This is a genomic window from Armatimonas sp., from assembly GCF_964826245.1.
The window spans coordinates 1-14,298 of the sequence record NZ_CBAYMC010000105.1 but is presented as its reverse complement, the minus strand read 5'-3'; the positions used below and the strand labels follow the sequence as shown (position 1 = coordinate 14,298).

Sequence of the window (14,298 nt, the reverse complement as noted above, 5' to 3'; positions counted from 1 at the left end):
GCGAGCGTGTGAGCCTGGTTCGCGCCGACACCAACCCCGATGATCTTAAGGGAATGCTGGCCGCACAGGGCGTTCTGACCGAGCGTGGTGGTATGACCTCCCACGCCGCTCTCGTGGCCCGTGGCTTTGGTATCCCGACCGTGGCCGGGTGTTCGGAGATCGCGGTCTCCGAGGGCTCGTTTATTGTTCATGCCACCGGACAGGTGATCAAAGAGGGCGACTTTATCTCCCTCAATGGCGCCGCTGGTGAGGTGATCGAGGGCCAGGTTCCGGTCGAAGAGGCCAAGATGACCGGCGACTTCGGCGAGTTCTTAGGCTGGGCCGATGAGTTCCGTGGCAAGTTTGGTGTCCGCGCCAACTCCGACACCCCCGCCGATACCGAGCTTGCGATCAAGCTGGGTGCCGAGGGAATCGGGCTGTGCCGCACCGAGCACATGTTCTTCGAGGGCGAGCGTCGCCCTGTGGTGCAGCGCATGATCCTGGCCAAGAACGATGCCGAGCGCCAGAAGGCTCTCGACGATCTCTTGGTGTTCCAGCGCGAGGACTTCAAGGGAATCTTTGAGGCGCTCGGTGGCCGCCCGGCGACCATCCGCCTGATCGACCCGCCGCTCCATGAGTTCCTGCCCCACGCCGGAGAGGTTGCTGCCGAGCTGCGTGAGCTGCTCAACCGTGGCGCAACCGGCGCGACCGTCGCGGAGAAGGCAACCCTGCTGGCTGCGATTGAGTCCATGCACGAAGTCAACCCCATGATGGGAATGCGCGGTGTGCGCCTCTCCATCGTGATGCCGCAGATTGTCGAGATGCAGACCCGCGCTATCCTTGAGGGAGCCGCACAGGTGATCAAGGCGGGCGGCCAGGCCGTTCCTGAGATCATGATCCCGCTGGTTGGGCATGTCAATGAGCTGAAGTTCGTCAAGGATCGCCTAGAGGAAACCGCCAAGGCTGTTGTCGCCGAGCAGGGAGTGGAGATTCCCTACCAGTTCGGGACGATGATCGAGGTGCCGCGTGGTGCGCTGACCGCTGATGAGATCGCCGTCGAGGCGAGCTTCTTTAGCTTCGGAACCAACGACCTGACCCAGATGACCTTTGGGTTCAGCCGCGACGACTCCGATAAGTTCCTGCGCCCGTATGTCGAGCACAAGATCCTGCCCGGCGATCCGTTCGAGTCGATCGACCAGACTGGTGTCGGTGAGCTGATGAAGATCGCCATTGCCAAGGGCAAGGCGGTGCGGCCTGACATCAAGCTGGGAATCTGTGGCGAGCACGGCGGCGAGCCGACCTCGGTTCAGTTCTGCTACAACATCGGCCTGAACTACGTCAGCTGCTCCCCGTACCGCGTCCCCATCGCCCGCCTGGCCGCAGCGCAAGCCGCACTCGGCAAGGGCGTCAGCGACAAGTAGAGCCCTCCTCCCCCGGCCCCTCCTCCCAATCCTGGGAGGAAGGGTGGGGGAGGGGAGAGATTGCGGAGAAAGGCTGGAGGCGTTTGCCTCTGGCCTTTCTGTTTTGTGGGCCTGCTGTTCATCGGGTGGCTAAAGCGACCCGCCGGGTACCCTTTGGGTGGTCGGCAAGAACCATAAATGGGCCTCCAGACACGGAGAGCTTCAGCGGGCTTTAGCCTGCTTGCCGAAACAGCGGGCCGCTTTAGCCGCCCGCAACCACGCCCGTTGATGTGCCCGTCCTCGGCGATATAATGCCACAGGAGGTGCCGTATGAGCGTTACAATTGAGCTATCCGCCGAAACTACCGCGCGACTGCGAACACAGGCTGCCATGGTCGGGCTGGGGCTGGATGTCTATGTCGCACAACTGGTAGAGCGAAGTAGCGAGGGATCGCCGCTAGATCGAGCCTTGCGAACCTTAATGGAACGTACGCCTGACGAGCGCACCGCACTGCGCACCGCGATACTTGCCGCTTCACGACCTGCTAAGCCCTTGCTAGAGGGGAAGACTTTAGAGGAACTGGTAGTCGGAACCTGGCCCGGTGACGAATCCGATGCCGTGGTAGACGCCGCACTCAAAGAGCTCTCCTGATGGCAAAGCCTCTCTACCTCCTCGATACCAATATCCTGGTTCATGCCTGCCGTCGCGATAGCTCGTGGGAAACGATCAAGGAACAATTCGACCCCATGATGGCTGAGCCCCACCCGGTCTATAGCTTCGTCACGGACGGCGAGCTGCGCTCGCTGGCGCTCCAGTGGAGCTGGGGTGAGGACAAGATTGAGCAAATGGAGTATGTCCTCCAGTATTTTCTCCGGGCTACACTAGAAACCGCAGGCATAATCGAAGCCTACGCCACACTGGATGCACTCAGCCGTCGCCTCGGCTTCAAGATGGGCAAGAACGACCTCTGGATTGCTGCTACGGCTTATTGTCTGGATGCAACCCTACTCACGGAAGACGCAGATTTTGATTTTTTGAACGGCGTGTTGCTTGATGTCGTTCGTGTGAATGGAGATATTCGTAGCGCACCGGAGCCGAGCGGGCTTTAGCCTGCTTGCCGCACCCGCGGGCCCATTTATGCGCCCGTGCTTCGACGGGTGTGAAGAAGGAGAGCGAGTACAAGCGGCGGGGATTAGGGGGATCGGAGCGGACTAGGTGCCGCTCCAGTCCTCCGCAAGAAGCTCAGGCACCTTCCCAAAGTGGGCGAGGTTGCGGGTCAGAACCGTCGCCTCGTTTGCCAGAGCGATAGCGGCGATCTTCAAGTCCATCGTCCCGACCCGGACTTTGGCTCGCTGAAGCTGCTCGAAAATATCGGCGGCTCCGGTGTCGAACGAGAGAAGTGGGATGCCCTCGAAGGTCTTGATATGAAGTTCGAGGCGAGAGTAGGCAGACAATAGTCGCTCACGCGTATCAGCGCGGGCGGCACGCTCTAGCCAGCCACGCATCTGCTCTTCATAGTTCACCACCGTGGTGAAGATACGCTCCTGAGGAATCCGCTCCAGTCTCATCTGAAGCGTGATAGAGTCTGCGCTATCCCACTCCAGCAAGCTGAGGTGATCGGTATCCAGGACGTAGATCAAGCCGCCGGGTCTTCTTTCGGACGAAGTGACTCGCGGTACTCACGCCCTAGGCGCTCCGCTTCCGTGAACTCAGGGTCATCTTTATAGACCCCCACAATCTTTTTCCACCAGGCAGGCTTGGGGGAGGTAGGGGCAAGGGTTTCTATTTTCTGCTCCAGAATCGCCACACGTTCCTCTAAGGTACTCGTTGCCATATTCGTTCTCTCTCCTCGTCCATTCTACCGTACGGGAAGCGCCCCCGAGTACCCTTTGGGTGCGGATGATTTCCATCCTGGCTTGCGGGATAATCGGTTAGACTAGCGCCTCAGCATCGGCGGCGGTTTGTTCCCAATCGGCGAGTTTAGCCTCCAGCTGACCGCTAAGCTTCGTGTGCTCTGCCGCCAGCGTGATCGCATCGCCCTCGCCCGACGCCAGCGCGGCCTCGACGGTAGCAAGCTCTGTCTCTAGCTTTCCGATCTCCTCTTCCAGAGCCGCAACCCGCTTCTGGAGCCGCGCCCGCTCCTTGGAGAGCTGGAAGGCATTGGCTTTTATGGGCTCAGGCTCGGCTTTGCGCCGGGTCGTAGGAGCTGTGGGGAGAGGTGTCGCTTTCGTCGCCCGGTAGACTGCGTAGCTGCCCTCATGAAGCGCGACTTTCCCATCGCCCTCAAAGGCCAGCGTGTGGTCGGTTACGGCATCGAGCAAGGCGCGGTCATGGCTGACAACGAGCAGCGTGCTGGGAAACGCCTTCAGGGCATCGGTGAGCGCGTCGCAGCTCCAGACATCTAAGTGGTTGGTCGGCTCATCGAGGATCAGTACGTTGGCAGGTGAGAGCACCATCAGCGCCATACGAAGCTTGCTCCGCTCGCCGCCTGAGAGCGCGGAGATCGGCTTGAAGACATCGTCACCCGTGAAGAGAAACTTCGCCAAGTGGCTTCGTGCCTCCGCAATGGTCTGCCCCGAGCGCTCGTAGAACGCCTCCAGAACCGTCTCCTCTCCCTCGAAATCGTCTTCGTCCTGGCGGTGTACAGCAACCGTCACACCATGCCCGAGCTTCAGAAACCCTGAGTCGAGCGGCTGCTCACCTAGAAGGATCTCTAGCATCGTGGTCTTGCCCGTGCCATTAGGGCCCACAATCCCGATCTTCTGGCCGCGACGCAGGATAAAGTCCGCTTTATCGAGGATCGGCTTGCTGCCAAAGCTCTTGGACGCCTTCTCTGCCACCACCACGTTCTCACCGCTCCGCCCTGAGCTGGCGAGCTTTGCCTTTACCCCCTGCGCCTCTGCATCGGGGCGCTCCAGGCGCTCCAGTCTATCGAGCCGCTTCTGCCTGCCCATCGCGATGCGCGTGTTCTGCCCGGCTTTATTGCGCCGAATGTACTCCTCCGTGCGGGCGATCTCGGCCTGCTGGCGCTGGTAGAGCTCTAGCTGCTCGGCCCGCACTCGCTCGCGCTTCTCCTTGTAGAACGCATAGCCGCCGGAGTAGGGGGTGACGCCAGTCGCCTCCACATCCCAGATCGCATTGGCCGTGTTCTCTAAAAAGCGCCGGTCGTGCGAGACTAGCAAGACGGCACCGGGGAAGCGCTGCAAAAATCCCTCCAGCCACTCCACGGCGCGAATGTCTAAATGGTTGGTCGGCTCATCGAGCGCCAGCACATCGGGCGTGGTGGCCAGCAGCTTTGCCATCGAGAGCCGGGTCTTCTCGCCGCCCGAGAGCACCGAGACAGGCTTGTCCCAGTCTTTCTCGGGGAGCCCCATCGCCTCCAAAGACGCCAGCAGTGATGCCCGCGCCGACTCTCCACCAGAGAACTCGTAGCGGTCCTGGGCCGCGCCGTAGGCATCGAGCAAGTCCTCGTTCTCCGGCTCGCTTGCCAGTGCAAGCTCCGTCTCACGCAAGTGCGCCTCCGCATCGGCCACACTCGCTAGGGCCGTCTCCGCCTCCTCTAAGATCGTCTTAGACTCATCCAGCCGTGCAATCTGCGAGAGATAGCCAATCCGCACGCCCCGCGCCACCCGGATATTGCCGCGCGTCGGCTCCTCAATGCCTAGAAGCAGCCGCAGCAGGGTCGTCTTCCCGCCGCCGTTCTTGCCCACAATCCCTACTTTCTCTCCCCGCGCCAGGCGCAGCGAGATGCCATCGAGAATCGTGTGAGGGCCGTAGTCTTTACCAAGTTCAGAGATTGTAATGAGGCTCATGCAGAGCGCATTTTACCGCGAATCGAGCCGCCCAATGGAATTAGGCGTCAAGGTAGCCTCGTCCCTCGGCTGCAAAGCCCGTGCCGGGCTACACCACAGCAAACCCTCAGCCCGGCACGGGCTTCGCGGCACTTGCGCCGTTGCAGACGCCGGTTTTCAACCGGTGGCCTTGGCGGTATAATTTGCCCATGACGACCGCCCGCGCCGACGGTGAAATCATTGACCTGCTCGCCACCGCGCCGCATGTTCTGGAGTTCAAACCCCGCGACGAAGCCCGTGCCCGTGTCTGGGACTTGGTAGCCCATGAAAAATCCAGCACCCTTACCGACGAAGAAAAGAGCGAATTAGATCACTACGCCCAGTTCGAGCATCTCATGCGCCTCGTCAAAGCCCGCGCCCGAAAACACCTCCAGCAAGCCGCATGAGTGTCACTTATATCTCAGCCGTGTTGCAAAAGGCTAGAATTAAAAATGGATATTGATCGAGCAGTGCCCACTTTCTCGGCCATAGAATATAACATTACAGGATATGTCCGTGTGGGACTCGCCTTGGAGACGCTTCCCACCTTCCTATCCGAAGCGGAGAAAATTGCGCTAACCTGTCAGTGCCAGCGGCGTCCTCTCCTAACGCGAACGAAGCCAACGTACATCCCGGTGGATTGGCAGAATCGTTTTTTCTGGGAGGAGGAGGCACTACGCCTGCTGCTTGAACTATTGGACGATCTGGGTAGCTCCGATCAACAGGCATCCAGAGCGCTTAGTATGGTAATCCAATCGCTCGATTTTCTCTGGGATATTCCTGATCACTACACTCCTCCCTCCGATGCACCTCCGATGGGGCCGATGCTCTCGATTGTGTGGGTCGGGCTAGAGGTCGTCTCGTGGGAGTCTGCTGAATTGCTCTCCGCACACCCTGAGGCAAGCGCCGAGGGAGTCTTTCACCCCATGGAGGCAACGGGAACAGGCAACCATGATGGCTTGTGGGAATTAGGAGCACTCGCTGGTTTTCTGCCGCTTCTTCGCCAAAACAACGCGCCCTTCGAGAACATGAGAATGCACCTGGAAGCACTCTGGTGGGAGTTTTACCCACCGGTTGAAAGTAGCGCTACTGAATCCCTGGAGTAGTGGAGCCGTAGCGGTGGGCGATGAGGACGACGTAGTAGTCGCTCTGATCTATCTGGCGCTGGATGATCTTCCATTGCTCCTTATCGGCGGCGCTGAACTGCTCCATGCCGACGGGGATATGGCCCATTTCGAGGATGGTGCGCATGACCTGCTGGCGTTCTTCAATGAGATCGACGTAGGTGGAACTGACGAAGATTTGATACTTTTTGTCCATTGGAATGCGGCCTGTGTCGGTCGTGGTTGGCTCGGCGAGGAGTTTGAAATTCCTCGCGGGAGACGCTTCGCACCGAACGTCCTGCCGGACGGATGAGGTGCCCGTGAGGGCATTCGGCGTTGAAATGAGTCTGGCATGGTTCTTGTATTTTCTCACTTTTTGTAGAGTGGGAGAAAAGAACATGAAAAGAATCGTATTTTTAGCGCTGGTAGGTTTGGTGGCCGCCCGTTCACACGCACAGTCTCTCACTACCGTACCCAGTGCCAACGCCGCCGTTGAAGGTAGTAATGGGCTTAGTACCATGATCCGGTCCCTGCCCCGCAGTTTGCAAACCGTAATCAGCGCCTCAGAGCTGACCTCGGTGCTCAATGGACAGATCACCGGACTGACATTTCGGTTAGATAATACAGCGTTTACAGCACAGCCGGGTGCTGCCATTAACTTTGCAAACTACGATATTTATCTTGGGCAGGCGGCAACCACGCCAAGTACGCTGAGCAACACGTTTTCTAGTAACTACGTTCCTGGGACGAAGACGCAAGTGCGCGGTGGTGCGCTGAGTCTGGCATCAGGTTACTTCCCACGCACCAACCCGGCGGGGCCAAATGACTTTGCGGCGATTATCGGCTTCAACTTGTCGGGAGGGAACTACAGCTACACCGGGGGTAACCTTGTGGTAGAGCTGACTCATACAGGAAACGGCGCGACGGACTTTGGACTCGATGCACAGACGAATAGTGCTCAGGTCGCGTCGGTTGGTTCTGTTGGGTACAACGCCGCGACAGCGGATGGGATCAACGCCTCCTTAGCACCTGTGATGCGCTTGCAGTTCACTCCTGCGATGACAGCGGCACCTGAGCCAGGAACGCTGGCGTTACTGGGAATGGGAGCGCTTGGTCTAGGACTGGCGCGTCGTCGGGCGCGACAGGCGTAGTCGCCAGACCATCCCAACCGCTTCAAAGACGATCCGCTTGCTCATCTTCGACACGCCGTCCACGCGATCCGTGAAGACGATGGGCACTTCGGTGGCACGAAAGCCTGCTTGGAGCGCTCGCCAGGTCATCTCGATCTGGAACGAGTAGCCGTTGGAGCGGATCTCGGGCAGGTTCACGGCTTCCAGCGCAGGCCGTCGCCAGCACTTGAAGCCTCCGGTGAGGTCTTGCAAAGAGAGCCCCAGAATCGTGCGGGCGTAGAGGCAGCCACCGCGTGAGAGAATCCGGCGGCTCAGCCCCCAGTTCACCGTGCCCCCGCCCGTAACATAGCGGGATCCGATTACCAGATCGGCATCGGCGGCGAGCAGACGTGGGACATCGGCAGGGCTGTGGGAGAGATCCGCATCCATCTGCACCAGCCTGCTGTAGCCGTGGGACAAGCCCCAGGAAAAACCTGCCACGTAGGCGCGCCCTAGGCCATCTTTGGTGGTGCGGTGCAGAACATGAACCTGAGGATCGCGGGCTGCAAAGCCATCCGCCATAGTCCCTGTGCCATCGGGGGAGCCATCGTCTACGATCAGCAAGTGCGCCTCAGGGACACTCTGACGAAGCTGGGAAACGAGAGTGGAGAGGTTCTCCTTTTCGTTGTACGTAGGGATGACAATTAAAATCGAGTCGGGCATAACAATCCCACCAGTATACCGTCTGCGATAGAATAGAGAACCATGCGTATTGACGAGCTGTTTCTTTCTGGGGGCGAGCGCCCCACCATCTCTTTCGAGTTCTATCCCCCGCAAAATGATGCGGGTGCGGAGACTCTTTTCCAGACGATTCACCAGCTACAAGCGCTAAAGCCCGACTTTATCTCGATCACGCGAACGGGCGGCGGTACGGAGCAGACTCTGGAGCTGACCCTTCGGATTCAGCGCGAGCTGGGAATTCGGACGATGTCGCATCTGACATGTCTGCACCACAACAAAGACGAGATGGCGGCGCACCTGGCGACACTCTGGGAGGGCGGTATCCGCAATGTCTTGGCTCTGCGTGGCGATCCCGAGAACGGCCAGCTTGTCTTTAAAGCACCCAAAAATGGGTTTGCCTATGCCAATGAGCTAGCCGCTTTTGTCGCCGCACGCCAAGATTTTTGTATCGGTGTGGCGGGCTATCCCGAAGGACATCCCCAGTGCTTGAATCGCACACGCGACATTGAGACGCTCAAGGCCAAGCTCGATGCCGGGGGACGTTTTATCATCACCCAGCTTTTCTTTGACAACGCCGATTTCTTTGTTTGGCGGGATCAGTGTCGTGTGGCAGGGATCACCGTCCCGATTGTCGCAGGTATCATTCCGATTGAAAATGTCGCCCAGATCAAGCGCTTTGTCACCCGCTGTGGTGCCAAGATTCCGCAAGAGCTGCTCCTGAAGCTAGAAGCCGTCGAAAACGATCCTGCGGCGGTCTACGAGGTAGGGATTGGTCATGCCATCGCCCAGTGCCGCGAGCTGATAGCAGGTGGTGTGGACGGTCTTCACTTCTACACTCTTAATAAAAGCAAAGCGACGGCTCATATCTGCGCCGAGCTGGGAAACTAGCGCCGAAGCTGCTTGAGGGTCTGGAGCGCGATACGGGCGATCTTACCGAGCGGGGCAAGCCGAACCAAAACGGGGGGGAGCAGTCCGAGTCTCTGCGCCATGGAGACAGGCAGCTTCTTTTTCGATGCCAGCTTTTTGCCTACGGGCCGCTGGCGGTACGCCGCAAGAAATCCCGCGGCTTGCTTGAGATGGCGAGGCTCGATCCACATCCCTTGGGGAGGCTCGCTCACTCGCAGCCTCCTGCGGATGGTTCTGGTGCGAGAGACGAGCGAGATTATCTGAACTTTAAGCCGTGCAACAAGCTCCGTACTGCGCGTCGCCAGGAGCTTACCGGCCTCCGTCAGCGGGATAATTTGGTTCTGGAGCTGTGTAATAGGGCCTTTTTTGATCTTCCAGGCAGCCCCTGCCACGCAAAACCAGCCCACAAGCTGTGCGATAAAGACCGCCACCACAATGAGATCCAAAACGCTCCACGTCATAGGGATCAGTGTACCGTGCCGTGGCTGCTTTGTTCTAGTGACACTGGCAGGAATAGAGGGATCTGGAAACGGAAACGTGACGGAGACATGATATAATTCCCCCTAGCGTCTCGTCCCGTAGCGTCTTTCTGCAATGCCAGAGAGAGTGACTCAGGCAGCGCTCGGGTAGGCGAAACATCACCATGCGTTTATTTGGTTTTTTTTCACGGCGTCGCCGAATGGGAATAGATCTCGGCACGGCCAATACACTGGTTCACGTTCACGGCAAGGGCATTTTACTTCGTGAACCTTCGGTAATCGCCTATGATGTAAACCGGCAGACGGTTGAGGCAGTGGGGGATGAGGCCAAGCGAATGCTGGGCCGCACTCCGGGGCACATTGTGGCGGTTCGTCCGCTCAAAGATGGGGTCATTGCAGACTTTGATCAGACTGAGCGGATGCTGCGCTACTTTATCGAAAAAGTCATGCACCGCCGTCCTTTCGACCTTCCTCAAGTAGTAGTGGGGATCCCATCAGGTGTGACTGAAGTCGAGCGCATGGCGGTGATTGATGCCACAAAAAAAGCAGGAGCGGGCGAGGCATTTTTGATCGAGGAGCCGATGGCCGCTGCGATTGGGGCGGGCTTGCCTGTCTCGGAGCCGACCGGTTCGATGATCGTGGATATTGGCGGTGGAACAACGGAAGTCGCCGTGATCTCGCTCTCGGGAATCGTTACCAGTCGCTCAATCCGTGTGGCGGGTGATGAGATAGATGAGGCCGTTGTCGCCTATATTCGCCGTCAGTACAATCTTTATATCGGAGATCGAACAGCCGAAGAAGTAAAACTTCAGATCGGCTCTGCGTTTCCACTGGAGCAAGAGCTGACGATGATCATCAAGGGGCGTGACTTACTGACCGGCCTGCCACGCTCGACCACGATTTCGAGTGTAGAGATCCGGGAAGCGATTGCAGAGCCCGTCAACCAAGTGGTGGATGCGGTTAAGATGGCACTGGAGGCGACACCTCCTGAGCTGGCCGCGGATATTATGGATCTGGGAATCTACCTGGCAGGCGGTGGTGCACTGCTCCGCGGCTTGGATCGAAGAATTCAAGCCGAGACCGAGATGCCCGTCAAGATCGCACCGGATCCACTTTCTTGTGTGGCACTGGGAGCGGGAGCCGTCTTAGAAGAGGTGGAGTCCCATCCGGGTCTTCGTAACGCACTGATGTCAAGTCGGTCTCTTTAACTCCAAGGTAAAGGGAGGTAGGCTATGGGGCAGAAACGGCTGAGAGGGGGCTGGAACCCCCGCGTTGAGCGGCGTGGTCTGAAGATCGCCCGAGGCACTGTCGTCGGTATGCTCGTTGTCGGCGCAGTAGGGTTGGGAGTTATCAATAACCGCCTTACTTCCCAGGGTAAGCCCAATCCCATTATTAGCGGCACCCAGACGATCGTCCTGCCTGCGCAGGTTGTCGCAGCACGGACAAAGCAAGGGGGCTCCTCGACGTGGCATGGTTGGTTTGGGGGTGTCGCACTAGAGCGGGAGAACCAGGCATTGGCGCAAAAAGTCTCCGCTCTTGCTCTTGAAGTGGAGAAGCGGAAAGCGGTTGAGGCGGAGAATATCCGCCTTCGTGGTTTATTGGACATTGTCGCTACCAAGAATCCCAAGCCACAAGTTGCGGAAGTCGTGGCCTGGCTTCCTTCGCCTCTCGAGCAGACTGTGATTATTGCTCTGGGAACACGCCAAGGTCTCCACCGTGATCAAGTCGTACGAACGGCTGAAGGGCTTTTGGGAAAGATCATCGAAGTCGGGCCACTGAGCGCAAAAGTCCGCCTCCTGACCGACCCAGACTCGGGTGTGGGAGCGGTCGTAGGCGCAGGGAAAGCCTTCGGGATTCTAAAGGGAATCGAAGAGGGTGATGGTAAGCTGAAGCGGCGCTACAGCATTGATCTGGTACATCTGGATAAAACGGCAGATATCAAGCCCGGCGATACGGTTGCTACCTCGGGGCAAGGCGGGGTTTTTCCTCCAGGGATTCCGATTGGGGTTGTCGAGTCGGTACATGAGGATCAGACACATCTCGTCAAAATTGCCCGTATTCGTCCCCATGCCCCACAGCCGGGGATGGTACGTGAGGTGCTTGTGCTGGCGGCACCGCGGCCATGAGCCGAGGGACTTTGGGGGGCACCGCTGAGAGAGAGATCTCTTGGCGTGCCCTCATACTCTATCTGATCTTATTAGCGGCTGGGATTGGCCTTCAGTCGTCGGTGGCGGTTCATCTGACGTTCTTGGGCGCTCAGCCGGACTTTTTACTCACACTGGCCCTCTGTGTCGCACTGCTCACCGAAGCCTTGATTGGAGCGGGTGCAGGCTTTATCTCCGGCTTGGTGACTGCCGCCATTGCAGGGCCAACACTGGGAACGTTTTTAATCACGCGAATCGTCGCCGCATGGGCAGTGGGTGCTCTACGGCGACGATTTGTCCGAGTCGGTGTGGGAGTGACTCTCTTGGGTGTGGGTGCAGGAAGTGTCCTGTCCGGGGTGCTCTACGGCTTCTCTAACCCGCGCATTGGCCTGGCCCACTGGCTCTCACTTACTTTTGTGGGAGCTCTGCTCAATCTCTTAATCGCTCTGCCCGTAGCAGTCCTAGCACGCTGGAAAACCGTTCGCCTGTGAGTTGAACGGGTTCATGTTTTGAAGTAAAACGCATAATCGTTATCGGAAAGATTCGCTTTACTTCTGACTGGTTGGTCGCCTATAATAGAGCCATGGCAACAACAACCATTGAACGTGGGCAGCCAGGAAGCAAGTCATTTTTTAAAGACAGCTACCTTCTGCATAAGCTTCACTCTCTTTCCGGAGTGATTCCTATCGGGGCGTTTTTGATCTTTCACCTGACGATCAACTCCTATAGCCTTCGTGGTGACGGCGAGGCAGCCTTCAATACGGCGGTGAAAGCGATTGGCTACGCGCCTTTTGTGATCCTGCTGGAGCTGGGCGCGATTATGTTGCCTATACTTTTTCATGCGATCTACGGCTTGATGATCGTCGCCGAAATGCCGGGGCCTGGTGGCAACATAGCGCACTATGGCTACGGACGAAATTGGCTCTATACGTTTCAGCGGTGGTCAGGTGTACTCGCGGTTGTCTATATTTGCTACCACATCTACGACACTACGGTGCTGAAGTACACCTGGGAGCTTACGGCAGGTGAGGCGGGCAAAGAGCTAGGCTTCCAGTCCATCAGCTACCGCGCGATGGCATGGCGCTTTGCCGATCCTCTCTACCTGGCGTTTTACTTGTTAGGAATCGCCTCCGCGTGTCTGCATCTGGGCAATGGCGTGCTGAACTTTGCAATCCGCTGGGGCCTGGCCATTGGCAAGGAGGCGCAGAAAGTCATTGCTATCCTCGGCTGGGGGCTGGGAATCGCTCTGACACTTCTGGGCTCGGCAGTGGCGATTAATTTCTCCGTAAAGGGTCACGCCGACCGTCAGGCACAGCCTGACCACAAGGCTTTCGTTAAGATGTTGGTTCAGGAGGCTAAGTAATAACTATGGCAGGATCTACAAAAGCAAGAGTGATCGTGGTGGGTGGCGGCCTTGCCGGGCTCATGACCACGGTGAAGATCGCCGAGGCAGGGGGCAGCGTGGATCTGTTCTCGCTCGTGCCAGTCAAGCGTAGTCATAGCGTCTGTGCACAGGGGGGAATTAACGGCGCGGTAAACACCAAAGGCGAAAATGATAGCCCAGCACTGCACATTGACGACACCTGCTACGGTGGAGACTTTCTCGCCAACCAGACACTGATCAAGAATATGTGTGATGCGGCCCCAGGAATTATCAATCTCCTGGACCGTATGGGGGTGATGTTTAACCGAACACACGAAGGCCTCCTAGACTTTCGGCGATTTGGAGGAACTCTTAAGCACCGCACGGCCTACGCTGGAGCCACGACGGGGCAGCAGTTACTCTATGCACTAGACGAGCAGACTCGCCGCGCTGAGGTCGAGGGCAAAGTCAATAAGTTCGAGTTCTGGGAGTTTCTTGGAATTGTACGTGACCAGGGCGGTGCCGGAAAGTGCATTGGGATCGTCGCGCAGGATCTTCGGAGCATGGAGATTAAGGCGTTCCATGCCGACGCGGTGGTGCTGGCGACGGGTGGTCCCGGCATGGTCTATGGCAAGTCTACCAACTCGGTGATCAATACGGGGACGGCAGCGGGGGCGATTTTCCAGCAGGGCGTGCACTATGCCAATGGCGAGTTCGTGCAAGTCCACCCCACCGCAGTGCCCGGAGAAGACAAGCTGCGCCTGATTTCTGAGTCCGTTCGCGGTGAGGGCGGGCGGGTCTGGGTTCCCAAAATGCCCGGTGATCCGCGTCCTGGTCAGGACATCCCTGAGAGCGAGCGGGACTATTTTTTAGAGGTTAAGTACCCCAAGTACGGCAACTTAGTGCCACGTGATATTGCGACCCGCGAGATCTTCGCCAAGTGCGTAGACGATAAGATGGGCGTCTATGGCGAGAACCAGGTCTATCTGGACGTGACACATATTGACCGTAAGAAGCTCGATGAGAAGCTACGTGGTGTGTTGGAGATCTACGAGAAGTTTGTCGGAGACGATCCGCGAGATGTCCCGATGCGTATCTTCCCTGCCGTGCACTACTCGATGGGGGGTATCTGGGTCAATGACGGCACCGATCCTGGCACGACGCCCTACCATCAGACCAATGTCGAAGGGCTCTTTGCCGTGGGTGAGTGCGACTACCAGTACCACGGTGCGAACCGACTGGGA

At 58.1% G+C, this 14,298-nt stretch carries 17 protein-coding genes and 1 pseudogene; 12 read left to right on the top strand and 6 right to left on the bottom strand.

The window, feature by feature from the left end:
- From AC1XOS_RS11605 to AC1XOS_RS11595, 3 genes are all read left to right on the top strand, one after another.
- On the top strand, positions 1 to 1,400 hold a 1,400-nt coding region (locus tag AC1XOS_RS11605), incomplete at its 5' end, for a putative PEP-binding protein (protein WP_481962382.1).
- 309 nt (positions 1,401 to 1,709) lie between these two features.
- Complete coding sequence (locus AC1XOS_RS11600) at positions 1,710 to 2,030, top strand: hypothetical protein (protein ID WP_481962381.1); 321 nt, start codon at positions 1,710 to 1,712, stop codon at positions 2,028 to 2,030.
- Positions 2,030 to 2,488 carry a PIN domain-containing protein gene (locus AC1XOS_RS11595; RefSeq protein WP_481962380.1) on the top strand — a complete coding sequence of 153 codons (459 nt, stop codon included), beginning with the start codon at positions 2,030 to 2,032 and terminating at the stop codon, positions 2,486 to 2,488. The genes AC1XOS_RS11600 and AC1XOS_RS11595 overlap by 1 nt, the downstream gene beginning before the upstream one ends.
- Before the next feature lie 102 nt (positions 2,489 to 2,590).
- On the opposite strand, the gene AC1XOS_RS11590 is transcribed toward AC1XOS_RS11595, so the two are convergent.
- From AC1XOS_RS11590 to AC1XOS_RS11580, 3 genes are all read right to left on the bottom strand, one after another.
- Positions 2,591 to 3,019 carry a type II toxin-antitoxin system VapC family toxin gene (locus tag AC1XOS_RS11590; RefSeq protein WP_481962379.1) on the bottom strand — a complete coding sequence of 143 codons (429 nt, stop codon included), beginning with the start codon at positions 3,017 to 3,019 and terminating at the stop codon, positions 2,591 to 2,593.
- Positions 3,016 to 3,213: a hypothetical protein gene (locus AC1XOS_RS11585; RefSeq protein WP_481962378.1), complete on the bottom strand. Its 198-nt coding sequence runs from the start codon at positions 3,211 to 3,213 to the stop codon at positions 3,016 to 3,018. The genes AC1XOS_RS11590 and AC1XOS_RS11585 overlap by 4 nt, the downstream gene beginning before the upstream one ends.
- 97 nt (positions 3,214 to 3,310) lie before the next feature.
- Positions 3,311 to 5,191, bottom strand: coding sequence for an ABC-F family ATP-binding cassette domain-containing protein (locus AC1XOS_RS11580; protein ID WP_481962377.1), 1,881 nt, complete (start codon positions 5,189 to 5,191; stop codon positions 3,311 to 3,313).
- Positions 5,192 to 5,379: 188 nt separating this feature from the next.
- Here AC1XOS_RS11580 and AC1XOS_RS11575 point away from each other — a divergent pair, with 188 nt between their 5' ends.
- Both AC1XOS_RS11575 and AC1XOS_RS11570 read left to right on the top strand, forming a co-directional pair.
- Positions 5,380 to 5,616 (top strand): hypothetical protein, encoded by a 237-nt coding sequence (locus AC1XOS_RS11575; protein WP_481962376.1) that lies wholly within the window; start codon positions 5,380 to 5,382, stop codon positions 5,614 to 5,616.
- 336 nt (positions 5,617 to 5,952) lie between these two features.
- Complete coding sequence (locus tag AC1XOS_RS11570) at positions 5,953 to 6,315, top strand: hypothetical protein (RefSeq protein ID WP_481962375.1); 363 nt, start codon at positions 5,953 to 5,955, stop codon at positions 6,313 to 6,315.
- On the opposite strand, the pseudogene AC1XOS_RS11565 reads toward AC1XOS_RS11570, so the two are convergent.
- Positions 6,311 to 6,529 (bottom strand): annotated as a pseudogene (locus AC1XOS_RS11565) (DUF4062 domain-containing protein); the annotation flags it as partial. The gene AC1XOS_RS11570 and the pseudogene AC1XOS_RS11565 sit on opposite strands and share 5 nt — an antisense overlap.
- 181 nt (positions 6,530 to 6,710) lie before the next feature.
- Here AC1XOS_RS11565 and AC1XOS_RS11560 point away from each other — a divergent pair.
- On the top strand, positions 6,711 to 7,463 hold the full coding sequence (locus tag AC1XOS_RS11560) for a PEP-CTERM sorting domain-containing protein (protein ID WP_481962374.1): 753 nt from the start codon (positions 6,711 to 6,713) through the stop codon (positions 7,461 to 7,463).
- Here AC1XOS_RS11560 and AC1XOS_RS11555 read toward each other — a convergent pair.
- Entirely contained in the window at positions 7,428 to 8,144 is a 717-nt protein-coding gene (locus tag AC1XOS_RS11555; RefSeq protein WP_481962373.1) for a polyprenol monophosphomannose synthase, read from the bottom strand. The two genes, AC1XOS_RS11560 and AC1XOS_RS11555, sit on opposite strands and share 36 nt — an antisense overlap.
- Before the next feature lie 42 nt (positions 8,145 to 8,186).
- Here AC1XOS_RS11555 and metF point away from each other — a divergent pair, with 42 nt between their 5' ends.
- The gene (metF, locus tag AC1XOS_RS11550; protein ID WP_481962372.1) at positions 8,187 to 9,050 is read left to right on the top strand and encodes a methylenetetrahydrofolate reductase [NAD(P)H]; all 864 of its coding nucleotides are present in this window, start codon (positions 8,187 to 8,189) and stop codon (positions 9,048 to 9,050) included.
- Here the strand turns inward: metF and AC1XOS_RS11545 are convergent.
- Complete coding sequence (locus AC1XOS_RS11545) at positions 9,047 to 9,529, bottom strand: hypothetical protein (protein ID WP_481962371.1); 483 nt, start codon at positions 9,527 to 9,529, stop codon at positions 9,047 to 9,049. The genes metF and AC1XOS_RS11545 overlap by 4 nt on opposite strands.
- A 182-nt stretch (positions 9,530 to 9,711) precedes the next feature.
- Between AC1XOS_RS11545 and AC1XOS_RS11540 the strand changes: the two genes are divergently transcribed.
- The 5 genes from AC1XOS_RS11540 to sdhA form a co-directional block, all read left to right on the top strand.
- Entirely contained in the window at positions 9,712 to 10,755 is a 1,044-nt protein-coding gene (locus AC1XOS_RS11540) for a rod shape-determining protein (RefSeq protein WP_481962370.1), read from the top strand.
- Between the two features lie 24 nt (positions 10,756 to 10,779).
- Entirely contained in the window at positions 10,780 to 11,673 is an 894-nt protein-coding gene (mreC, locus tag AC1XOS_RS11535) for a rod shape-determining protein MreC (protein WP_481962369.1), read from the top strand.
- Positions 11,670 to 12,182, top strand: coding sequence for a hypothetical protein (locus AC1XOS_RS11530; RefSeq protein ID WP_481962368.1), 513 nt, complete (start codon positions 11,670 to 11,672; stop codon positions 12,180 to 12,182). The genes mreC and AC1XOS_RS11530 overlap by 4 nt, the downstream gene beginning before the upstream one ends.
- Positions 12,183 to 12,274: 92 nt before the next feature.
- Complete coding sequence (locus AC1XOS_RS11525) at positions 12,275 to 13,054, top strand: succinate dehydrogenase/fumarate reductase transmembrane subunit (protein ID WP_481962367.1); 780 nt, start codon at positions 12,275 to 12,277, stop codon at positions 13,052 to 13,054.
- 5 nt (positions 13,055 to 13,059) lie between these two features.
- Positions 13,060 to 14,298, top strand: a 1,239-nt coding sequence (gene sdhA / locus AC1XOS_RS11520) for a succinate dehydrogenase (quinone) flavoprotein subunit (RefSeq protein ID WP_481962366.1), incomplete at its 3' end; no start/stop codon positions are given.